The organism is Pedobacter segetis (assembly GCF_016623585.1).
Lineage (GTDB): Bacteria > Bacteroidota > Bacteroidia > Sphingobacteriales > Sphingobacteriaceae > Pseudopedobacter > Pseudopedobacter segetis.
On record NZ_JAEHFY010000009.1, the window covers coordinates 102,293 to 126,523 of the forward strand.

The 24,231-nt window shown below is 36.5% G+C and carries 17 protein-coding genes and 1 tRNA gene; 10 read left to right on the forward strand and 8 right to left on the reverse strand.

The genetic code is table 11. From position 1 onward, the window contains the following. The first annotated feature begins 117 nt into the window (after positions 1 to 117). From I5M32_RS07875 to I5M32_RS07895, 5 genes are all read left to right on the forward strand, one after another. Entirely contained in the window at positions 118 to 3,750 is a 3,633-nt protein-coding gene (locus I5M32_RS07875) for a DUF7149 domain-containing protein (protein ID WP_200585653.1), read from the forward strand. Continuing rightward, positions 3,747 to 5,558, forward strand: a complete 1,812-nt coding sequence (locus I5M32_RS07880) for a hypothetical protein (protein ID WP_200585654.1) — start codon at positions 3,747 to 3,749, stop codon at positions 5,556 to 5,558. The genes I5M32_RS07875 and I5M32_RS07880 overlap by 4 nt, the downstream gene beginning before the upstream one ends. A 1,138-nt stretch (positions 5,559 to 6,696) precedes the next feature. Beyond that, entirely contained in the window at positions 6,697 to 7,893 is a 1,197-nt protein-coding gene (locus I5M32_RS07885) for an SAVED domain-containing protein (RefSeq protein ID WP_200585655.1), read from the forward strand. Continuing rightward, positions 7,890 to 9,227, forward strand: a complete 1,338-nt coding sequence (locus tag I5M32_RS07890) for an SMODS domain-containing nucleotidyltransferase (RefSeq protein WP_200585656.1) — start codon at positions 7,890 to 7,892, stop codon at positions 9,225 to 9,227. The genes I5M32_RS07885 and I5M32_RS07890 overlap by 4 nt, the downstream gene beginning before the upstream one ends. Before the next feature lie 8 nt (positions 9,228 to 9,235). Further along, positions 9,236 to 9,859, forward strand: a complete 624-nt coding sequence (locus I5M32_RS07895) for a hypothetical protein (protein ID WP_200585657.1) — start codon at positions 9,236 to 9,238, stop codon at positions 9,857 to 9,859. 7 nt (positions 9,860 to 9,866) lie between these two features. Here the strand turns inward: I5M32_RS07895 and I5M32_RS07900 are convergent, their stop codons facing one another. The 8 genes from I5M32_RS07900 to I5M32_RS07935 form a co-directional block, all read right to left on the reverse strand. Continuing rightward, complete coding sequence (locus tag I5M32_RS07900) at positions 9,867 to 10,262, reverse strand: TIGR02391 family protein (protein WP_262895593.1); 396 nt, start codon at positions 10,260 to 10,262, stop codon at positions 9,867 to 9,869. A 6-nt stretch (positions 10,263 to 10,268) separates the two neighbouring features. Then, a complete protein-coding gene (locus I5M32_RS07905) occupies positions 10,269 to 10,676 on the reverse strand; it encodes a hypothetical protein (RefSeq protein WP_200585661.1) in 408 nt (135 codons plus the stop codon). 23 nt (positions 10,677 to 10,699) lie between these two features. Further along, positions 10,700 to 11,251: a hypothetical protein gene (locus tag I5M32_RS07910; RefSeq protein WP_200585663.1), complete on the reverse strand. Its 552-nt coding sequence runs from the start codon at positions 11,249 to 11,251 to the stop codon at positions 10,700 to 10,702. A gap of 343 nt (positions 11,252 to 11,594) precedes the next feature. Then, entirely contained in the window at positions 11,595 to 12,806 is a 1,212-nt protein-coding gene (locus tag I5M32_RS07915; RefSeq protein ID WP_200585665.1) for a site-specific integrase, read from the reverse strand. A 250-nt stretch (positions 12,807 to 13,056) separates the two neighbouring features. Continuing rightward, positions 13,057 to 13,130: transfer RNA gene (locus I5M32_RS07920), tRNA-Asp, on the reverse strand. Between the two features lie 105 nt (positions 13,131 to 13,235). Next, positions 13,236 to 14,309, reverse strand: coding sequence for a peptide chain release factor 1 (gene prfA, locus I5M32_RS07925; protein ID WP_200585667.1), 1,074 nt, complete (start codon positions 14,307 to 14,309; stop codon positions 13,236 to 13,238). A gap of 466 nt (positions 14,310 to 14,775) precedes the next feature. Next, entirely contained in the window at positions 14,776 to 15,606 is an 831-nt protein-coding gene (locus tag I5M32_RS07930; protein ID WP_234461896.1) for a hypothetical protein, read from the reverse strand. Next, the gene (locus I5M32_RS07935; protein WP_200585669.1) at positions 15,603 to 16,364 is read right to left on the reverse strand and encodes a UDP-2,3-diacylglucosamine diphosphatase; all 762 of its coding nucleotides are present in this window, start codon (positions 16,362 to 16,364) and stop codon (positions 15,603 to 15,605) included. The genes I5M32_RS07930 and I5M32_RS07935 overlap by 4 nt, the downstream gene beginning before the upstream one ends. Positions 16,365 to 16,666: 302 nt before the next feature. On the opposite strand from I5M32_RS07935, the gene I5M32_RS07940 reads away from it, so the two are divergent. The 5 genes from I5M32_RS07940 to I5M32_RS07960 all read left to right on the forward strand — a co-directional run bounded on the left by I5M32_RS07940 (position 16,667) and on the right by I5M32_RS07960 (position 24,229). Next, the gene (locus I5M32_RS07940; RefSeq protein ID WP_200585671.1) at positions 16,667 to 17,704 is read left to right on the forward strand and encodes a GntR family transcriptional regulator; all 1,038 of its coding nucleotides are present in this window, start codon (positions 16,667 to 16,669) and stop codon (positions 17,702 to 17,704) included. Positions 17,705 to 17,872: 168 nt separating this feature from the next. Continuing rightward, on the forward strand, positions 17,873 to 18,949 hold the full coding sequence (gene rhaT, locus I5M32_RS07945; protein WP_200585673.1) for an L-rhamnose/proton symporter RhaT: 1,077 nt from the start codon (positions 17,873 to 17,875) through the stop codon (positions 18,947 to 18,949). 18 nt (positions 18,950 to 18,967) lie between these two features. Then, positions 18,968 to 21,088, forward strand: a complete 2,121-nt coding sequence (locus I5M32_RS07950) for a bifunctional aldolase/short-chain dehydrogenase (protein WP_200585675.1) — start codon at positions 18,968 to 18,970, stop codon at positions 21,086 to 21,088. Positions 21,089 to 21,322: 234 nt separating this feature from the next. Continuing rightward, positions 21,323 to 22,597, forward strand: a complete 1,275-nt coding sequence (locus I5M32_RS07955) for a sugar isomerase (RefSeq protein WP_200585677.1) — start codon at positions 21,323 to 21,325, stop codon at positions 22,595 to 22,597. A gap of 252 nt (positions 22,598 to 22,849) precedes the next feature. Then, positions 22,850 to 24,229, forward strand: a complete 1,380-nt coding sequence (locus tag I5M32_RS07960; protein WP_200585679.1) for an FGGY-family carbohydrate kinase — start codon at positions 22,850 to 22,852, stop codon at positions 24,227 to 24,229. The last annotated feature ends 2 nt before the right edge of the window (positions 24,230 to 24,231 follow it).

Genomic DNA, 24,231 nt, shown 5'->3' on the forward strand with positions numbered 1-24,231 from the left:
AACAAATGTCAACACTGGTTTTAAGAGCTATAAATGGTATCAACATTTGAATTTCATTTACAAACCAAAAAAAATTATACATTAAAAACTATCTTAGCAACACCGATACAGAAGTAAATGGAAATAAAAGAATTGAAACCACGGAAGGCATTAAACAAGGCCTTTTTAAAAGTAAAACCGAACAGGACTGAAATTGAAAGTTTCAAAACAAATCTTATCCAATTACTCGACAGGACAAATGACACCGAATCCGAAGAGTTCCATAAAAACCTGGTCATTGATTTTTTGAAGAAAACCTATTACGACCCAAATCATTTCATTAATACTAAAGGCAGGAACGATTTGGTTATCCATAACGGAAACAACGCAAGCAGTCCTGTAGGTGTAATTATTGAAGCAAAAAAACCGACCAATAAGGCGGAGATGATTACCCCTAAAAAACTGAATGTAAAAGCATTTCAGGAATTAGTCCTTTATTATTTACGGGAAAGAATAACACACAAAAACCTTGAAGTAAAATATCTCATTGCCACCAATATCAATGAATGGTTCATTTTTGATGCTACTTTATTCGATAGGCTTTTTGCTCAGAACAAAAATCTGGTAAAGCAATTCAACGACTTTGAAGGCGGACGTTTGGCTGACACCAAAACCGATTTTTTCTATAAACAAATTGCAGAACCATTCATTGCTGATATAAAAACAGAAATAGAATTTACCTATTTTGATTTACAAGATTATCAAAAGCCACTTCGCAATGCGGATAAGCAGGACGATAACAAACTGATTGCTTTATTCAAATTGCTTTCTGCAGAACATCTTCTAAAACTTCCTTTTACCAACGACAGCAATAGCTTAGACAAAAGATTTTACAGCGAATTATTACATATTATTGGGTTAACAGAAACCAAGGAAGGCAGTAAAAAGCTAATTCAACGGAATAAAGAGGGCGAGAGAAATTCGGGAAGTATATTAGAAGATGCCATCATCCAATTAGATAGCTTAGACAAAATAAACCGGTTAGACCGCCCCAACCAATTTGGAACAACTCAGCAAGAACGCTTATTTAATGTAGGACTTGAATTAAGTATTACTTGGATAAACAGAATTTTATTCCTCAAATTATTAGAAGCACAACTCATTACTTACCATAAAGGCGATAAAACTTATGCGTTTTTAAGTATAGATAAAATCAAAAACTATGATGATTTAAACAGCCTGTTCTTTCAGGTTTTGGCTCGTAAATATGAGGATAGAAATCAAGACGTAAAAAAAGCGTTTGAAAAAGTCCCTTACTTAAATAGTTCGCTGTTTGAGCCAACAGAAATTGAGCAAGTCACTTTATTCATCAGTAATTTAAAGGATGATAAAACAATTCCGGTTATCGCATCAACAGTACTTAAAAACGACCAAGGCAAAAAGCGGACTGGGAAGCTAACTACTTTAGAGTACTTGTTCGAGTTTTTAAACGCTTACGATTTTACAAGCGAAGGCTCGGAAGAAATACAGGAAGATAATAAATCGTTAATTAATGCTTCTGTTCTTGGCTTAATATTCGAGAAAATAAACGGCTACAAAGATGGTTCATTCTTTACGCCAGGCTTCATTACCATGTACATGTGCCGTGAAACAATTCGCAAATCGGTAGTGCAAAAATTCAACGAAACAAAAAAATGGAACTGCACAAGCATTAAAGAACTCTACGATAAAATAGAAGACCGCAAAGAAGCAAATGATATCGTAAACAGCATTAAAATTTGCGACCCAGCTGTAGGTTCTGGTCACTTTTTGGTTTCGGCACTAAATGAAATGATTGCTGTAAAAAACGATCTGAAAATCTTATCAGACCGTACCGGTAAACGCTTAAAAGAATACCATGTAGAGGTAGTGAACGATGAACTGATTGTAACCGATGAGGAAGGAGAACTTTTCGACTATCATCCTACCCATAAAGAAAGCCAACGCATACAAGAAACACTATTTCACGAGAAGCAAACCATCATAGAAAATTGTCTTTTTGGAGTAGATATTAACCCGAATTCCGTTAAAATTTGCCGTTTACGTTTGTGGATAGAGCTTTTGAAAAATGCTTATTATAAAAATGCTACAGAACTAGAAACGCTCCCTAATATTGATATCAATATAAAATGCGGAAACTCATTAGTTAGCCGTTTTGCAATTGATGCTGATTTAAGCCAAGCCCTCAAAAAAAGCAAATGCAAATGGACCATAGACAGTTACCGTATAGCGGTTGATACCTATCGAAATGCCGAAAACAAGGAGCAAAAAAGAGAAATGGAACGGCTGATTGCGGATATAAAATCTGATTTTAGAAGTGAAATCTCTTTAAACGACCCAAAAGCCAAAAAGCTACGAAAACTATCGGGCGAATTGTTCCAGATGACACAACAGACGCAACTTTTTGAAATGGGCAAAAAGGAAAAAGCGGTTTGGAACAAAAAAGTATTACAACTAACCGAAGAAACCAAAAAATTAGAAACCGAAATAGAAGATATAAAAGCCAACAAGATTTTTGAAAACGCTTTTGAATGGCGTTTTGAATTTCCTGAAGTGCTAAATGATGATGGAGATTTTATTGGCTTTGATGTAGTGATTGGAAATCCGCCTTATTTAAGAGTTAGAGACGAATCAGACCAAGTTAGAAACTATTATTTTAATAATTACAAAGTATCAGAAAATCAATTAGACTTATACCACTTATTCATCGAAAGGTCTTTTGAAATATCAAACAAACAAAGCATTCATTCTTTAATAGTTCCTAATGCATTTTTAGCAAATCAAAATAACGCAAGATTAAGGCAGTTTATCCTTGAAAATTTCTCAATAGATAAAATTATTGAAATTAAAGATGATGTATTTGAAGAGGCGTCAGTTGAAGTATTGATATTCATTTTTAATAAACCACGATTTCAATCAATAAGCCAGTATTTTGTGGCACAAAAAGGAAGCTTCTATTTCACAAACAATTTTGATTCAAATGCTTTTCACAATACCCCGAACAACAATTTTACTGTTACAATTGATACTCAAAGGCAAGATATAATTTCAAAAATTCTTAATAAATCGGTTAAACTTTCAGATTTATTCAATACTATTTCAGGTATTAAAGAATATCAAGTTGGAAAAGGAAAACCACAACAAAAGGATGAACAAGTAAAAGGGAAAGTCTTTAATGCGAAGACTAAAATCAATGACACTTACCTGCCTGAATTAAGGGGTAAAAACCTCTCAAAGTTTTCATTTACTTGGGACAACGAATACATAAGTTATGGAGTTTGGTTAGCTGAGCCGAGAGTTCCGGAATTTTTTGAAGGTGACAAAATACTAATCCGACAAATCCCAGCAAAAAAATCACTTATTGCTTCATACGTCAGGGAAACCTTTGTAGTTGATCAGACAGCATATATTGCTAAACCAAAGGAAGAACTAAACATTTTGTTTTATTTAGGCATCGTAAATTCAAAATTACTTTTTTGGTATTTTCAAAACATCAATAATGAGTTTGACCAACTATTTCCAAAAATTAAAGTCAAAGAATTTAATTCTTTGCCTTTACCGAATATTCAATTCTCGAATAATGATATTTCACACATCGTTTCAAAAATTTTAAACTTAAAATCAAGTGACAAGAATAGTGAAACATCAGAATTAGAAAACCTAATAGACCAATTGGTTTACAAACTTTACGAATTGACAGAAGAAGAAATAAAAATTATTGAAGGTAAATGAACAAACTTTTAAAGTGGAAGCAAAAAATTAGTAAGTATGGGTATATCATATATCCATTCCTTGTCATTTTTCTCTTTGGATTTGTGCTTTACTATTTTCCATTTCAAGTAATTCCTGATTATCTTAAAATATCAAGCTATACAAAGATTTATGAAACGTTTAACCTAATCATAAGTTCTTTGGTTTCATTGATTGGGGTTTACATTACCGTTTCATTGGTTGCCTATGAATTTTTTAAACAAAAATCCGGAATTGATTTCAGCAAATCATTAATCCAAAAAGGTCCTAATGCTTATTTTATAGCAACTACAGTCACTGTTATACTCTTTTCTTTTTTAAGTAGTTTATTAATACCAAACACCAATCTGACAAGTGACCAAGTTACTATAATCTATTACAATTGTTTTCTGTTTATAGGCGTAATAGTCTCACTTTTTTTAATCGCATTTAATCTGTTTTCTTCACTTAGACCTGAAAAATTGGCAAATGATGAACTACAAAAAATTAATCTTAAAACAATATTGATTAAGGAATCTGAAAGTAAAAATATTGATGAACAAGCGGAAATAATTGAAAATGACCACTTAATTAGAGTTGAAACAATCGTATTGAATCTTATTTCCGTTTCTGAAAATTTTAAAGCACAAGCTTTAATTCAAAAAATTAGTTTGCATTTGTGCCGATTAATTATTGATGAAGAAAATAAGCATAATAAAGAATACATAATAAAAAGGCTAATTTCATTTTATATTCAAATCATTGATTTGGTTTCAGAACAGCCAAATAGCTCTGTAATTCTTAGAAGCATTTGGAATTCTATCAGCAGAATATATGATGAACTTATTGAAAGAAAAGAAACGGCTGTTCATTACAAGAAATTTAGAGAAGAATTTTTTACAAGATTTTTTAATCGTTTGTTGAATAGCAACAACGAAGAGGTAATTTTTGAAGGCATTTTAACTATTAAGAATATCATTCAAAACCAGGTTTTGGAAAATATGGCGGATGATAAGGAGATTTATTTCTTTCACGGTTATAGAAAGTCCTTTGAAAAAGATTTTAAGTATCCTAAAGATTATTTAGAAGAAGATTTTAGAAAGGAAGATCATTGGAGAGAAATTGCTGTAGAGTTAATGAATAGTTTTACATACCTAATTAACAAAGGTATCTCATTAAACAAACCCGATTTAATCAATAAATGCTTTGAAGAAATTCAAGACTTAAGTTTTAAGCTAGACTTAAAGAGTGTGGGTATTTACAAACAAACTTATTTTTACATCAATGCCGCGAATATTACTTGCGATTACTCTTATAGAGCTTTTGAAAAAAATGTTTTTGTTGAAGGTCACGATGCCCGTCATATTTTACCATCTCTTTTCACAAACCTGATAGAAGAAAAGCACATTGCAGCAAGGACAGTATTACAGAAATATTGCTACTTACTAATTAATTTGCAGAAAATAAATAAACTTGACAGGTGGTTTTTAGGTGGCTTAACAATAGGCGATTTTATTACAACTGAAGGCGATTTAGGCGGTATTGCAAAGAGATGTGCAATAAAATTTAACTCGGGTAAAGAAATACAGCACTGTTTAGATGATTGCATAAAAACATATGCAATTCTGAAAGAGTATTATGAGAAAAACCCACCCAAAGATTGGGGTTACTACACTGTTATAAAATGGCAACTAAAAAATATTCTAGAATGGCTTGAGAAAGAAAAGGCAAATACAAACAACGAAATTAAGGAATTGAAAAACTTGATTGAATCATTTAAAGAAAGTAATACCGAAAATGAAATAAAGTAAACGAAAGACACCAATGTAAAAACTAAACAGAATAAAAGGATTCCAACTAAAAGATAAATTAAAAAAATATCAAAGCTTCACAGCCACACACATTGCCAAGTTGCACAAACCAAAGCTTGGCAAAGAACGTGTCTATCCTACCACAAAACGGACAAACAATCAACACGAAAAACAAAAAGGTAGCAGCTAACAGCGGTTTTCGTAATGGCGAGGTAGTTGGTAAGGTTAGAAATAGGCTAAAATTAATACCATAGTTAAAACTGAACAATGAAACCGACTAGTCAAATATGAAAGAATTTATTGTTCTAAAAATCTCCCTAGGTTCTAAAATGCCGTTCAACCTTACATAAGGATTTGAACTAGTGCTTTTGGAAAGATCAAATTTTCATGGATTGGTGTGTGTCACTTCACCTCAATAGCGAATTTAAGCCACGCAACATGGAAGTAAAGTCTATATGAACAAACCTTATTTTCTGTTTTATTTATAAGGCAGGTTTGGACTTGACATCCATTCTGCTTTGCGCTTTTGGGGGCTTACGAGTTGAAATAGAAAGCTTTGTTTCATTAAGTTGAAAGGTATGGACGAGCTAAATTTGTTTGGAATCCGCTCCTATTAAAATGGATTTCTAAACACGATTGGACTCCACTTCTTTTTATTAAATAATTTTGACTAGAAAAAGAAATTATTGTCTTCAGGATGCGAATTCAAGATTATGAGCCTTCTAGCCTGACCATCCTATTATGAGTCAAAATGTGCTTTTCTTACTTACAGAATCAATTTACAAACTACTTTTTAAACGCAAAATTAGCTCCGCTATATATTTGTTACGGTTTTTGATGTCGGATAAAAACGGCGCAGTAATTAGGATCTGTCAATTGCTCGCTGAAGAATCTTAACTCAAGATTACCGGTAAGATTGGCAATAGATTTGGTTGCCCTGTCGAATTACACATGAGCCAGAGACAAAACAAGATTCCATGCTCTGTCAAGAAGGTTGTCCTTACCAATGTCAATAGACAAAACAGAGCGTTTCAGAGGCTCTAGCTATCAGTATTATAACTTTGCATTAATGTTAATAATTCGCAATACTTCTCGCTAAATATTTTAGTAAATTAGTGTTTTAATAAATTAACGGCTTATGAGCGAAGAAACTGATACTATTGAACTTGAAGGCCATATTGTTTCAAAAAGGCTAAATATAAAAAAGCAAGATGAAGTAAAGTTGTGGGTACGTTCAGGCGGAAGATGTGCCATTTGCAATAAATATTTACTTGATCTCAATTTTGATGTATCAATTGGTGAAATGGCGCACATTGTTGGATGGAGCAAAGCAGCTAAATCGCCACGTGGTCAAGCAGAACTTGCATTGGAGGATAGAAACACAGTCGATAATCTTGTACTGCTATGCGCTGACCATCATAAGATCGTAGATACCAAAGCTTTGTTAGAGGAATTTACATTAGAGCGCTTGATGCAGCACAAAGCGAATCATGAGCATAGGATATATCACTTAACAGCACTCCAAATCGATTCTGAAAGCGTGGTTTTAAGAATGCTGGGTGGGATAAGAGGTGCCACCGTAGAGGTTTCTAAAGAACATGCGAGAAATGTGGTGTTTAATAGTGAGCAAAAGTTCGCAATGTTTATAGATAGTTTTGACAAGCATGGCATTGAGATAGATTTAAACCTTATGCCTGACCCAGAAGATAACTGGGAAGCGTATTGGTCAATGGGTCAAAGCATTATTGACAAGTGCTTACGTCCTCTTATAGGGGGAGTAGAAAAAGGTCAGGTGCGGCACATTTCTGTATTTGCGCTGAGTCGTATACCCCTGCTAATTTATCTGGGATACAAGCTTGATGACAAGATACCGACCTCTCTTTATCAGAAACACCGCGGGGACGAAGAAACCTGGATGTGGTCTGAAAAAGAGAAAATCGAGACTTTCGAAGTCATACAGCTGAAAGAAAGCCAAACGAGTAAAGTCGCTTTGATTCTGTCTCTAAGCGGAAGTATTGATATAGAAAACTTGCCGACAGAAGTGCTTGAAGACTCTAATGTTTATGAGCTAAAACCTGTCATAACAACTCCGAACAGAAATATTTTAAGGAATAAAGCTTCTTATGAAAACTTCGGTAAATGCTACCATGACTTTTTGAGCAGACTGGAAACCATTCACAAAAGTTGCGACACTATCCACCTATTTGCGGCGACACCTGTTGCAGCGGCTATCTCTTGCGGACGCGGGCTTATGCGTGATGCGCAGCCTGCAATTACGATTTATGATTTATCAGCAACCATTTATAAACCTACGATAACAATAAACGCTAAATGAAATTAACGAATTACTTTAAAAGTTTCCTCGATAAGGAAGTTAATCTTAATCCAGGCAGAATTACACTTTTGGACGAAAGAACAGAAACAATCACAAACGTTTTAAATGAAAGCGATAAATTCAAAGAGAACTTTATCGATGTGATTCCACAAGGCTCCTATGCACATAAAACTATTATTAAACCTGTTAAAGATACCGACGAATTTGACGCAGATATACTCTTATATCTTGAAGAATTTACTGAATGGGAAGCGGAAAACTATGTACAGGAATTATATCAGTTTTTTAGGGACAATAGCACCTACAGAGATAAAGTAAGCAGAAAAACCCGTTGCGTTACTATAAACTACGCTAATGATTTTCATATCGATATCGTCCCTTTTATCGAACGGCACGGGGACAAATATGTAACTAATCGCCATGATAATACTTTTGAGCTGACTAATCCGGAAAAATATACTGAATGGCTTGATGAGCGCAACCGGATAACCAAACATCATTTTGTAAAAGTAATTCGGCTGATTAAATATATCCGTGATTACAAACGTACATTTTCTGTCAAATCCATAATTCTAAATACACTTCTTGGGGAACAGGTTAATGATGCCGCCCTCCTTGAAGACGAAAACTGTTACAGTGATATTCCTACGGCGTTATATACTGTTATGAAAAAACTGAAATCCTATGTTGAAAGTAATTACTATATGCCAACCATTGCAGATCCAGGGGAAACGGAAGAAAATTTTGGTGACAGATGGGATCAGGCAGGTTGGGCCATATTTAGAAGTAAAATGATCTATTACAGTGACAAAATTACTGATGCGTATGAAGAAACTGAGCTTGATAAAAGTGTTAGTAAGTGGCAGGATATTTTTGGCGATTGCTTTAAAAAACCTGAGACCAAGGCCCAGGATCAAAACGCAGCAAATAGAGGTCTCGTATCCTTCAATAATACGGAACAACAAATAGCCGACTTAGGATTTCCACTTCGAATAAATCCGGTTTACAGAGTTCGTTTAAATGGCCGAGTAGATAAAAAAGATGGACACAGAAACTACGATCTCAATACCCAAGGTAATAAAGTAGGCAAAGGCCGGTGGATAACCTTTTCAATAAAAAACGTTAATGTCCCTCAGCCTTATACAATCTATTGGAAAACTTTGAACCGTGGTGAATACGCTATGCAAACTGATTGTATCAGAGGTCAGATAGTTCCCGGTGGCGATACTCACAAGGAACCTACTAGTTTTAAAGGAAACCATTTTGTAGAGTGCTACATTGTGAAAGAAGGTGTCTGCGTAGCAAAAGATAGGCAATCGGTAATAATTTTATAAACAACCCTATGCAGCCTATATTTTCAAGAAACGAGGACTACACGAAAATAGCATTTCTAAACTGGCGAATCGACAAGTGGAGTGACATATTAAACATACTCAATTTAGCAGATGGTTTTATGACGTCAGCTATCGAACTTGCCAAGCTCGCTTTGCACAATAACGATGATAAAACAGCGGACATACTTATTTTCCCAATTTTGACGAATGCCAATCATGGTATTGAACTATATCTAAAAGCACTGACCTGGATGCTAAACAAAAAGATGGGAGAAGAAACACGAATAGAGGGGTTGCATAACATCAGACAGATTTATGCTACTGTCCGTTCGAAAATTAAAAATTACGGTGGCGATATCAGTTTAAAGGGTTTTTTAGAGAAAACGCAGGGCTTAGATAATTATATTGAGGAACTATTTGCAAAGACAAATGCTACCGGCAAAAAGGACAAAATGGATTTCTCTCGTTATCCTTTTGATAACAAGTATGAAAATCACTTTTACGTAGACCAAATTGGGAATGTAGAGATCGACCTTGAAAACTTTGTGGAACGGTTTACCGAAATTCATGAAAGCCTCGAAGATCTTACTGATTTTCTGTACTACATAGAGCTAAATCGGGATCAAGATTAATAGCAAATTACCGTATTTTATGAGCTTTATCCAATTTTCTGTGACATAACGATGCGATAGTCATGATTTCAAGTGCATCTTGTTCGGTCATTACCCAGTTAGTTTTGGGAATGTGAGCAGTCGTGTTTCTAAACATTCCAAAAAAGCCGATTAGTAAATTAGCAAATCCTTTATGTTCGCTAATGTCAGTTTCGGTGGTAAAATTGTTAATGATAAGCATTGGCTTGGTTGAGGAGAATGCTTCTGAAACCAATGCGCCACCATCTGTTTTTAAATCTGCCAGATATCTTAGTCTGTCTGCAACACCCTTAGTCGTCTCAAAAACTGCGTGAAAATAATTATTGACCAAAAGCTCTGCTTTGCAATATTTGTAAATATCAGAATGTACTTCTCGTTGCTCCAGCTTTTGCTATAATGTATTTGCACGTTTTTGAGCATCGTCTATTGTCTTGGAAACTACGATATTCCTAAACTTTCCATCGGTTCCATATTCTAGGCCGATAAACGATAACGGTTGGTTTACAGAAGTTACGATCTCAGAAAAGTAATCCGGTCCAAAAGCTAAAAATCGTGACGGATGAATTGACAATTGGATAAACTTAAGTATATCGTTTGAGTTTCCGGCATAATGTTGCTTTTGATCTAAGGCATTTACCATTCGCTTCCATTTCGTTATATCAGGCGTTGGATTATCAATTTTGCAATCATTAAGATATTTATTTATGTCCGTTCCTGATAGTCCGTCTCTTATACTACCGAGTGCCCGGCATATTGCTTCGAGAACGTGAGGCGGAATTTTGTTAATAGTTTTTCCCATCAATCATTTATAATTTGATTCATCTATATACTGTTCCAGTTTATGGGGATACTAACACTTACAAAAAAGTTGTTCATTAAATCATTTACAAAATCGTCGTAATCTTTAAATACAGATTTAAGTTTTTCAAATGACTCCAAACTTGCAGAGTGTATGTGAGTTTCATCTTTTGGATGCACGAGTTCATCCCGCATTTGTTTAAGAGCAATAAGCGCTTCAATTTTCGCCGAAAAATATCTTTGTTGTATTTCTTCCTTATTCCAGGTCTTTGCTATTTGTTTATACGTTTTCTTAAATTTGAAGATCAACGAGTGTTTTCTGTCATCAAATCCTGAATATCCGTCCAAAGTGTTTAGCCCTGAAATATCTGCTTCTATTAAAGAAAACAAGCTTCTTAAACTGGCCCGGTAAAGTGCGTCAAAATTTACCTGAACCTCCTTGTAGGATTCAGTTAAATCAAGTAGTTGCATGTAGTCTTTCCGAATCAGGTTATGGATATTTTGAAATTTACCCATAACCTGTGCTGCATTAAGCATTTCAGGTAAGTTGTTATAAGACTTATTATTCGAACTCATATTATGTTATTTATAGCGCTCAATAAATATCGCAACTATGTAATATAAATATTAATCTAATAATATCAATTTTTGATGTATTATCTGTATTTCCCTCGCAAGTCAATTTTGCTCGTGTTGCATCTTCCCGGGCTTAGTTGCCTGCTCTCGATATTATTCAACCAGTGATTGTATTAACCGCTACCGGAAAATCCCGGCTCTCTAGATTGCTCTAAGTGATATTCGAAGTTAGGTTTTTACCGACATCCATTAGCCCTATGGAGAATACCTTCGCAGTGGAATTAGTTGTTATCGAAAGCCAGTGTTCTTCCGACTCAAAGCTTCTAAGTCTTCTACTCTATATTTATCCCAACTTACTCCTTAAAACCGCCATGTCATCACTTATTTTATGATCCAGCACCTTTGCATAAATTTGTGTTGTCTTTATGCTAGAATGCCCCATCATCTTAGCGACTGTTTCTATTGGGACACCATTATTAAGTGTCACAGTAGTTGCAAAAGTGTGTCTAGCGATATGAAAGGTTAGCAACTTATCAATCCCACACACATCCGCAATCTCTTTTAAATACGCATTCATTTTTTGATTACTGATAACCGGCAACAATAAATCATCTACTATACATTGAGGATGCTCTTCATATTTCTGAATAATTGAAAGTGCGGTAGGTAGTAATGGTATTCTTGAAAGGCTGTCTGTTTTTTGTCTATGCGTATGTATCCATAGATCTCCATCAATACCTTTATCAATCTCCGAACGTTTCAGTTTTCTCACATCTACATAAGCCAATCCAGTATAGCAACTGAATAAAAATATATCCCTAACCTGATCTAACCTTTCAATAGAAAACTTCTTCTCTACAAGCTTAATCAAGTCGTCTTCGTTCAAAACTACCCGATGAACTTTCTTAGTTTTCGGTTTGTAGTTTAGGTACGGGTCTACAGTTAGCCATCCGTTTCCTAAACAGATGCGTACAATCTTTCCTAAGTTCTTGATGTATTTTATTGCTGAATTGTTTGCACAGTTGCGAACGCTCCTTAAATAATACTCGAATTCATTTAGAAACTCGAAATTGATTTTGCTTACCGGAATATCAGAAATACTATATTTCCATTCCATAAAATCACGAGTGTGCATTAAGGCGGTCTCATATCGTTGAAGAGTGCTTTTTTCAAACTCCCTTCCAATTAGACTTCTCATTTTTTCATTATGCTCTTCAAAAACAGACAGCAAAGTTCTGACCTTTTCACCTTTCCCGACAAATCTGTTTTTTAAGCTATCAGCAGTAATATGTTCTTCGTTTAAAACCATCCACTTGTGCATTTCCAAAATCTGCGATTGTAACCCGTCCAGATGAGCATTCAAACTTTTAACGTCTTCTTTTGTGCCTGATGCTCTTCTTGCTTTTGAATTCCATTTTTTGGGGTCACAGGTTTTTCCTGTAGACGCTTCAGCTCTTTGCCCGTCGACGGTAAATCTTACATAAATAGCAACTGGACCGCTTTTGTAGTTGATTCTCTTTTTTAAGAAAAAAAGAAGGTTGAGATTAGTTCTCATTATTAAATGATTTAAAGTGTAACAAAAATATCAATTCTGTCAATCACATTCAAGATGTTTAGCTATTGAACATCTTATAAATCAGTTGCTTATGAGGTTTCTGGTGAGCATTGATATTGTTTATTTATGCTCACCGAATTGCTCACCTTTTTTATGGTGAATTTTGAATAATTTGGTGTTTTCAGTTAAACAAAAAAGCCTGTAAATGATTAATTTACAGGCTTTTAGTTGTTTTTAACATTGTTTTTAGCGGAATGGACGGGACTCGAACCCGCGACCTCCTGCGTGACAGGCAGGCATTCTAACCAGCTGAACTACCACTCCGTTTGGTTAAAAACTTATATTAAATTTTTAATTTTTACCCTTACCTTGCGTTAGGGAGTGCAAATATAGACAAAAGGAGCTAACTCCAAAATTTATTTTCAAAAATTATTCTGTTGAGCCTTCTTTTAATTTTTCCGCATTTTCTGCAAACTGTAAAGCTTCTAAAATCTCTGTTAAATCGCCGTTCATAACGGCAGGCAAGTTATAGGTAGTAAGCCCAATGCGGTGCTCTGTTACCCTTCCTTGCGGATAATTGTAGGTTCTTATCTTTGCAGAACGGTCTCCGGTAGAAACCATCGTTTTACGTTTGCTGGCAATCGCTTCGTTATGTTTTGCCAGCTCACGCTCGTATAACTTGCTGCGCAACATTTCCATTGCCCGCTCGCGGTTTCCTAATTGCGAGCGCTCAATCTGGCAAACCACCACAATTCCAGAAGGCCTGTGCGTTAACTGTACTTTAGTTTCTACCTTGTTCACATTTTGTCCTCCTGCACCACCAGATCTAGAGGTCTGCAAATCTACATCGGCAGGGTTAATATAAACATCCACATCCTCGGCCTCTGGCAAAACCGCCACGGAAGCAGCTGAGGTATGCACCCTGCCCTGTGTTTCTGTATCTGGTACACGTTGCACACGGTGCACACCCGATTCATATTTTAAAACGCCGTAAACATCCTCGCCTATTACCTTAAAAATCACCTCCTTATAGCCGCCGTTTGTTCCTTCTGTAACTTCTAATGTTTCGCATCGCCAACCCCTTCCCTCACAATAACGCACATACATACGGTAAAGGTCCCCAGCAAAAATAGCCGCCTCGTCTCCACCTGTACCTCCTCTTATCTCTACTATGGCATCTTTCTCGTCGCCTTCTTCTTTGGGGATCAGCATCAAACGGATCTTGGCTTCCAGTTCTTCCTTCTCTGGCAAAAGCAGGTCTAGTTCATCTTTTGCCATCTCCCTAAACTCTTGGTCTTTCTCGTTGGCCAAAATGTCTTTGTTAGACTCGATATTGCTCACCACATCCCTATAAATATAATATTGGTCCACGATCAAACCTAGGTCTTTATATTCTTTGCTCAATTGCGCAAAACGCTTCATATCCTGGGTAACCTCGGGGCTACTCAGTTCTATCTCAACATCGTCTCTTCTTTGCTTAATCGCTTCTAATTTCTCTAACATTTTTTATTTTGAAAATGGCCAGCGAAAAGGCTGGCAGGTTATGTTCTTTTGGTTTCTGTTTAGATTGTAAATAGCTTAAAATAAAACTAATAGATTTTAAAAATTATTTGGTCGTTTCAATCCCGAATTAAATTCGGGACAGGCTACGCTTTTCGCTATATCTTTTTTTTGTCCTTCCACTCTCTCTTAAACCATCTCTTCGATTCCCTCTTCGACTCCCTCTTCGACTCCGCTCAGAGTGACAATGCTCAGAGTGGCAATACGCAGAGTGACAATGCTCTGAGTGGCGATGCGCAGAGTGAAAATGCTCAGGACGACAGAAAAAAAAGCCTTCCCGAATTACAGGCGGGGATACCGCATCAATCATTAGCGCAAAAAACATTTCCGCTAGATATAAATTCTTAAAAAGAACCATTTTACTTTAAAAATAAATTTTATCCAACAAAAGACATCATGAACTAGCGGCTCAATTATTTTTAACAGCCCACAAAGTTATATCTTTTTCCTTTAAAATTACCAGTCGGTTAAACCTAAGTGCGGCATCTATAAATGGTTCTTTGATCGGCAGATCAATTTTTGACAATGAATAGGTATTTATGTTATATTTCATCAAAGATTTGTCTTTCATAAAATATATTTCTTTATCATTTACTTCAAAGTTCTTCTGGGGGTAAATAACGGCCGTTTTGTAGAAATTCCCAAAACGATCAAAAATCCTAACGCCTTCCTTTTGATCATTCAGGTAAATATAATCGTCATCTGTGAGCATAAAATTGGCTTGCATATCAAAACCGTTTCTTTGATAGATGTTCCCGCTCTTCAAATCATCAATAAAATTATTGCTCAGTTTTCTTAGCTCTCTGTTAATTTGATCATAAACCCAAAGGCCATTGTTGTTTGCAGAAGCAACTAAAGTGATTTGCAAATTTGGGTTTTGGTTAAAGGTAAACTTGCTTATCTCGCTCAAATTATTGTTCAAAACCACAATTTGCTGGTAAGTTTGATAATATAATATTACCCTTAGAGGATCTGTAACATCTATTTGGCTTACTTCCCCAAAAGTTTTGTTGGTATAATTCCAAAGAAACTTACCTTGCGGGCTAAATTTTAGAACTTCGTTTTTTGGCGTAACCACAAACAGGTTGCCCAAATTATCTAAGGTAACTATTTTGGCAACGGTATCTATTTTGGCAATGAATTGATATTCTTGCGCATCAACTTTCAAAGAAATTGAAACCATCAACAAATAAAAGAAGATCATCATCTTGAAAGGCTGCCAGGAGTTTTGTTTTATCATTTATTTGGTTCAAAATGAAGCAATTCCAATTTCTCTGTATCCAATTTGGCATAGCTGGTATAATTTACCCATTCGCCAAGGTTAACGTATTTGGTTTCTTCGTTAATATCTATCATTACCGGGTAGTGGCGATGTCCCAATATTATATAATCAAAACGGCCATGTTCTTTAAACAAAGTTTGCGAATAAGCCTTTACCCATTCTTCTTCTCTTTCTAAAAACCTTTTGCCTTCTCTTTTATTACCGGCCAATCTGCTTTTTTTGCTCCAAAAATTTGCGATCCCTATGCCTAAATTTGGGTGTAGCCTCGCAAAAAGCCATTGGCAAAACCTGCTCCTAAAAAAAACCTTCAATAATTTATAAGCATGGTCTCCTGCCCCTAAGCCATCGCCATGGTGCAGAAACAGCCTTTTTCCGTTAGCTTCCAAAATAAATTCGTTACTAATAACGGTTGCGCCCAGTTCTTTCTCAAAATAATCGAAAACCCACATATCATGGTTGCCTTTAAAGAGATAAATCTTTACTCCAAGATCGCTCAACTCCGCCAATTTGCCCTGTAAGCGGATATAGCCCTTGGGGATCACGGTACTGTACTCAAACCAAAAATCAAATACATCGCCCAACAAAAAAACAGCTTTTGCATCTGCTTTGATAAAATCTAACCAAGCCACGATCTTAGCCTCCCTTTCCCTGCTGTTTTGATAAGTTGGAGCGCCTAAATGAAAATCGGAGGCAAAATAATAATGCTGTTTTTCCAAAAGAATGAAAATTATAAAAGCCAAAATTATCAAAATAATTTGTAACCTTATTTCTTCATGAAACCTATTGTTTGCTTTATTTCCGTTTTATGATGCAGGTTGCCAAAAGGCAAAAAACCAATGCTGCCAATTTCCCTAAAACTAGCTGCCAGACCCAAAATCTGGCAATTGCATCAACAAATTAAAAAAACATCCTTCCTGATACCTCGCTTTACATAATGCCGAAGTTACCAAACAAATTTAACCCTGCGTAACCCTTATTTTAAATCTATTTTTTACCTTAGCCGTTATTAACCGTTATAATGAAGGCCGAAGATTTTTTCAAGTACATTTTTATAGACGAATATTCTGCCACTCCAAAATACCTTCAGTTGAGCAATTCTATTATTGCGGCAGTAGAAAACGGTAACTTTAAAAAAGAAGATATCTTACCTTCTATCAATGAATTAAGCTACGTTTTAGAAATATCAAGAGATACGGCAGAGAAGGGCTACCGCTACCTAAAAAAAAGGAGCGTAATCGTTTCTGTACCGGGCAAAGGATTTTATATTGCCAACACAAATTTTAAAAAGCAGATAAAAGTCTTTTTATTGTTCAATAAATTATCGGCCCACAAAAAGATTATTTATGATTCTTTTGTCTCTGCCTTGGGCGATGATGTTTCTATTGATTTTTATATCTACAACAATGATTTTGCGCTTTTTAAAAAGCTGATACAGAACAAGCACACAGATTATACGCATTATATCATTATCCCTCATTTTGTAGAGGGCGGAGAAAACGCCCATGAGATCATCAACACTTTGCCCGCCAACAAGCTTATTATCTTAGATAAAAAAGCGGGGAGTAAAATTAATCCCTGCTCTTCTATTTATGAGAATTTTGAGAAAGACATCTATGGCGCACTAACTGATGCGAAAGAGGCCTTGATGAAGTATCAAACCTTAAAAATAATATTCCCAGAAAAGAGTTATTTCTCAAAAGATATCATAAATGGCTTTAGGCAGTTTTGCCAACAGTATGCCTTTAACCACGCTATCGTAAAAAACATCCAAACAGAGACCATTTCTACAGGCGAGGTTTACATCAACCTGATGGAAGATGACCTTGTGATATTGATAGAGCGCATCATTTCCTTAGGCTTAAAAATAGGGCAAGATGTAGGTGTTATATCGTACAATGAAACCCCGCTTAAAAAGCTGCTTTTGAACGGGATCACTACCGTTTCTACTGATTTTAAATGGATGGGCACCATGGCAGCCGAATTAGTAAAGAAAAGCCCATCTAGCCCTAGCGATATTGAAGTCCCCTTTTATTTAACGCTCCGCTCCTCTTTATAACCCTCCCATCATCCCAATGAAGGTTAACATCTTCAAATCTCCCTCAAAAAAAATCATTTTTTTAAGAATTAAGGCAACATCATAACAGTTCATAACAGTTCTGTAAGCAATGATCAGTAGTTTAGCGTTACCAATAATTTTAAAATAAACTTAAACAACAAATAATATATGGAAGCAATTTTTGGTGTTATATACCATTTTTTCGGGGGGTTTGCATCTGGGAGTTTTTACATCCCTTACAAAAAAGTTAAAGGATGGGCTTGGGAAAGCTATTGGATCGTAGGGGGTATTTTTTCTTGGCTGATAGTACCACCTTTGGCCGCTTATTTAACCATCCCGGGTTTTGCAGATATAATTACCGCAGCTCCTGGCCCTGTTTTCTATTATACTTTTCTTTTCGGTGCGCTTTGGGGGATAGGTGGCCTAACTTACGGTTTGGGGGTAAGGTATTTAGGGGTGGCCTTGGGAAGCTCGATTATCTTAGGCCTGTGTTCTGTATTTGGTGCCCTGGTTCCTTCTATCTTTTATGAATATTATCCAACAGCTGGTAAAGATTCTATAAGTATGATCGCTGGTTCTACTTGGGGGCAATTGGTTTTATTGGGGCTTTTCATTTGTGTTGTAGGGATCGTAGTTTGTGGCGTAGCCGGATCTATGAAGGATAAAGATTTGGGCCATGCAGAAAAAGATGCTTCTGGCACAGAATTCAAAATAGGGCTAGGCTTATTTGTGGCGATAATTTCGGGGATATTGAGTGCTTGCTTCGCTTTTGGTATAGATTCTGGAAAAGAAATGGCCAACCAAGCTAACGAAGCTTGGAAAGCGATTCATCCTGGGCAAGGAGAGTTTTTGTTTCAAAACAACGTAACCTATATAGTAATAATGTGGGGAGGCCTATTAACAAATTTTGTTTGGTGCATGGTTTTAAATTTCCGTAACAAAAGCTTTAAAGATTATGGCGATAAGAAAACGCCGTTAACCAAAAACTATATTTTTTGTGCTTTGGCGGGTACCACCTGGTTTTTACAGTTTTTCTTTTACGGTATGGGAGAAAGCAGGTTAGGTAACGGCGCAAGTTCTTGGATTTTGCACATGGCCTTCATTATATTGGTGGCAAACCTTTGGGGGCTAATATTAAAAGAATGGAAAGGCGTAAGATCTAAAACCATGGGGACCGTCATTATAGGGATCATCGTTATATTAATATCTATCCTAGTAGTAGGGTATGGCAATTCAATCAAATAAAAATCATCAAAAATTATTATGTCAATAACTAAAAATTCTTTTAAACACGTAAGCTATTTGTGGGACGATGCAGAAGCTGCGAAGCTGGCGGGAGACGAGGTAGCACTGTTAATTTATAGATCAAATATGTTGGGTGCCGATCTAAGGCTCACAAATTACGGTGGAGGAAACACCTCTTGTAAAGCAATGGCCAAAGATCCTTTAACTGGCAAAGAGACAGAGATCATGTGGATCAAAGGATCGGGCGGCGATATAGGTACCTTAAAGAAAAGCGGCTTGGCAGCATTATATGTTGATAGATTAAGATCTTTGAAAAACGTATATAGGGGCATAGATCATGAAGACGAAATGGTAGAACTTTTTAACCATTGCATTTATGATCTAGCTTCTAAAGCACCATCAATTGATACACCCCTTCACGGTTTTTTACCCTTTAAACATATTGATCATTTACATCCCGATGCCGCCATTGCAATTGCAGCGGCTAAGGACGGAGAAAAAATAACTCAAGAACTTTTTAACGGCGCCATTGGCTGGGTACCATGGCAAAAACCAGGTTTTGATCTAGGTTTACAGTTAAAAGAATGTTTGGATAAAAACCCGGGCATTAAAGGTATTATGTTAGGTTCCCATGGTTTATTTACCTGGGGAGATACAGCTTATGAAAGCTATGTAAATACCTTAGAAGTGGTAGAGAAATGTGCAGAATACCTAGAACAGAACTATGGTAAAAAAGGGCCTGTTTTTGGCGGACAAAAAATACAAAGCTTGATAAAAGCAGAAAGACACAAAAAGGCAGCAGAGTTAGCTCCAATCTTGAGGGGGTTTTGTTCAAGCGAACGCTCTATGATTGGGCATTTTACCGATGATGACAGAGTTTTGGAATACATCAATTCTAATGATCTAGAAAGATTGGCACCAATGGGCACTAGCTGCCCGGATCATTTTTTGAGAACAAAAATAAGTCCGCTGGTTTTAGATTTAGCCAAAGATGAAGACTTAAGTGATGTTTCGGCAATCAAAGCAAAATTAGCTCCTGCTTTTGAAGCTTACCGTAAAATGTATGCAGATTATTATAATACCTGCAAACACGATAACAGCCCTTCAATTCGCGATGCCAACCCCGTGATCATTATTTACCCGGGTGTTGGGATGTTCTCTTTCTCTAAAGACAAACAAACAGCCCGAGTTGCTGCAGAGTTTTATACCAACGCCATCAATGTAATGAAAGGTTCAGAGGCAGTTTCTGAATATACCTCATTACCTCGCCAAGAAGCTTTTAATATAGAATATTGGTTGCTAGAAGAAGCAAAATTGCAGCGTATGCCCAAACCAAAAGCATTATCTGGCAGGGTTGCCATGATCACGGGGAGTGCGGGTGGCATAGGAAAAGCTATTGCTAGGAAATTTGTAGAAGAAGGTGCCTGCGTTATTTTAAACGATATGAATGCAGAGCGTTTAGCAGAGGCAGGAGAAGAGTTTAAAAAAGATTTCGGTAAAGACAGTTACGCAACCGCAACAATGGATGTTACCGATCAAAACCAAATTGAAGAAGCAATGAATATTGCCGCTGTAAGTTTTGGCGGTGTAGATATTATTGTGAACAACGCTGGTTTATCTATTTCTAAAACCATAGAAGATCACGCTCAAAAAGATTGGGATCTATTGTACGATGTATTGGTAAAAGGGCAATTTTTAGTAACACAAGCCGCTACTAATGTGATGAAGAAACAAGATATTGGTGGTGATATTATAAATATTGTGAGTAAAAACGCACTAGTAAGCGGGCCAAACAATGCAGGTTACGGAAGTGCCAAAGCAGCGCAATTACATTTGAGCAGGTTAAATGCTGCCGAATTAGGTGCAGCAGGAATTAGGGTAAACGTGGTTAACCCAGATGCGGTAATTAGCGATAGTAATATTTGGGCCGGCGGCTGGGCAGAAGGAAGGGCAAAAGCATACGGGATTACCGTTGCAGAGCTTCCTGCTTACTATGCAAAAAGAACATTGTTAAATAAAATCATCCTTCCGGTTGATATTGCAAATGCTTGTTTTGCTTTCACTGGTGGTTTATTATCAAAATCAACAGGTAATATGCTTAACGTTGATGGTGGCGTTGCGATGGCTTTTCCAAGGTAAAAGCTCCAATTAAACTCTCCGTAGGAAAGAAATTATTGAGGAAAGCAGTTCTTAGCCAGTCCGTCATGTCGAATGATAATGAGACATCTCAAGAATAAGTAGCGGACAATATAAATCGTCTCCGCTTGTGAGATTTCTCGTCCCTCGAAACAACGGGATGCAGAGAAATGAATCAGAAAAAATAAAATTAACAATCCCCCCCTAAACGGGGGGGAATAATCATAACAACCAATTATGAAATTAGAAAAAAATGTAATTGATGCGCATAACCAAAGTTTAGCGCAAAAACACAAAAGTAAATTAGCGCATTTCTTAGAAGAAAATGAAGGTGCCGATGCACATATCCAAAAATTAAGAGATTTCCAGATAGCGATCCCAAGTTGGGCTTTAGGTACCGGCGGAACCCGTTTTGGACGCTTTTCTGGTGGTGGGGAACCCGCTAACTTAGAAGAAAAAATGGCCGATATTGGTGTTTTGCACCAACTGAACCAAAGTAGTGGCGCAATCTCCCTGCATATCCCTTGGGACATCCCAAAAGATGCAGAGAAAATAATGAGCTTGGCAAAATCGTTAAACTTAAAGTTTGATGCCATCAATTCTAATACTTTTCAAGATCAGCCAAACCAAAAATACAGCTACAAATTTGGCTCTTTGCAAAACGTAGATAAAAACGTTAGGGACCAAGCCGTTGCCCATAACATAGAGGTAATTAAGCATGGTATTGCCTTAGGTTCAAAATCTTTAACGGTTTGGTTGGCAGATGGCTCAAGTTTTCCCGGTCAGTTAAATTTTAGGGAAGCTTTTGAAAATACTTTGGCCAGTTTAAAAGAAATTTACGCCGCATTGCCAGCTGATTGGAAAATGTTTGTAGAATATAAATCTAACGAACCCAATTTTTACTCAACTACGGTTGCAGATTGGGGCCAGTCTTTATTATATGCCACCAAATTAGGGCCAAAAGCTTATACTTTGGTAGATCTGGGCCATCATCTGCCAAATGCAAACATAGAGCAAATTGTATCCTTATTATTGATGGAAGGCAAGTTGGGCGGTTTCCATTTTAACGATTCTAAATATGGTGATGATGATTTAACAACAGGTGCGATCAAGCCTTACCAACTGTTCTTGATTTTTAACGAATTGGTTGAGGGGATGGACCATGCTAAAATGAACCATGCTTCTGGTTTAGCTTGGATGATAGATGCTTCCCATAACGTTAAAGATCCTTTAGAAGATTTATTGCAGTCTGTAGAAGCCATCATGATGGCTTATGCACAAGCGCTATTGGTAGATAGAAAAGCATTGAAGAATGCACAACAGAAAAACGATGTAAGCTTGGCACAAGAAATTTTGCAAGCGGCCTACCGTACAGATGTACGTCCGTTAATTGCAGAAGCAAGGTTGCAAAGCGGTGGCGCATTAGATCCGGTTAAATTATTTAGATCTGCCAAAGTAAGGGAAGAATTGATAAAAGAAAGAGGTACAGAAACTAAAGCAACGGGGCTTTAAAGCAGATATGAGAAATGAGATGTGAGATGTGAGAACTTGTAAAAGCCGAATTTCATATCTCTTGTCTCTTTTTGCGTTAACGATAGCAACGGCAGCTTTTTTTGTTATCCGGAGCGGAGCGGAAGGATAGACAAAAAAACTATAGTGGATAGCGTGTTAAAACGCCCAAGTTACTATCATCATCTATTTTCACGATGTCAGTAGTCTCATATCTAGCGTCTCAAATCTAAACGCTCACATCTAATTAAAAAAATGAAAATTCCAGTTATAGCCATATTCGATATTGGGAAAACCAATAAAAAGCTGTTCTTATTCGATGAAGATTATAAGATAGTTTTTGAACGTACGGCAAGGTTTATAGAAACTAAAGATGAAGATGGCGATACTTGCGAGAACCTAGAAAGTTTAAGGCTCTCTGTTTTTGATTCTTTACATGAAGTTTTGAGGAATAAACAATTTGACATCAAAGCCATCAATTTTTCTACTTACGGTGCCAGTTTGGTTTATGTAGATGAAAACGGAAGGCCTTTAGCACCACTTTACAATTATTTAAAGGCCTACCCAGAAGAATTAAAGTCGCAATTCTATAATAACTACGGTGGGGAAGAAAATGTAGCCCTAAGCACTGCTTCGCCTGTTTTGGGAAGCCTAAATTCTGGTATGCAGCTTTATCGCATTAAGTATGAAAAACCAGAATTGTTTGGGAAAATAAAATATGCCTTGCACTTGCCTCAGTATATGAGCTCTATCATCACCGGTAAAATGCACAGCGATATTACCAGCATTGGTTGCCATACCAACTTTTGGGATTTTAAGAAAAAAGATTACCACCATTGGGTTTATGAGGAAGGTTTGGCAGATAAGCTGGCCCCGATTTTCCCGGGAGACGGTGTGATGCAATCTACTTTCCCAAGTGAAAATTATTTGACCGGTGTAGGTTTACATGATAGCTCTGCAGCATTAATTCCTTATATAGAGAGCTTTAAGGAGCCCTTTATTTTGCTATCTACCGGTACTTGGTGTATCAGTTTAAACCCGTTTAACAACCAACCCTTAACAAAACAAGAATTGGATAATGATTGCTTGTGCTATCTCTCTTATCAGGCAAAGCCGATAAAAGCATCACGGTTATTTTCTGGTTTTGAGCATGAGCAAGAAGTAAAAAGAATAGCCAACCATTTTGGCACAACGGTGGGGAAATATAAAACCACCAAACTATCGGTTCCGGTTATTCAAAAATATTTGCCCAAAGGCGAGTTGAGGGCCCATTTTGAAACTTTGGAAGATACCCATTATGATTTTTCTAAAGAAAATTTAAGCGAGTTTAAAGATGATATTGAAGCCTATCATTTTTTGATATTTACTTTGGTTTTTAAGCAGTACAAATCAACCCAATTGGTACTTAAAAATACAAATGTTAAAAGAATATTTGTAGATGGCGGTTTCTCTAAAAACCAAATATTCATGAATTTATTGGCGATGGTTTTTCCAGAAACTGAGGTTTATGCCGCATCAATGGCACAAGCTACCTCAATGGGTGCTGCCGTTGCCATACATAAACATTGGAACACCAAACCTTTGCCAACCGATATGATTGCGTTAAAGCTATTCGTATCGCCAGTAAAAAATTAAGA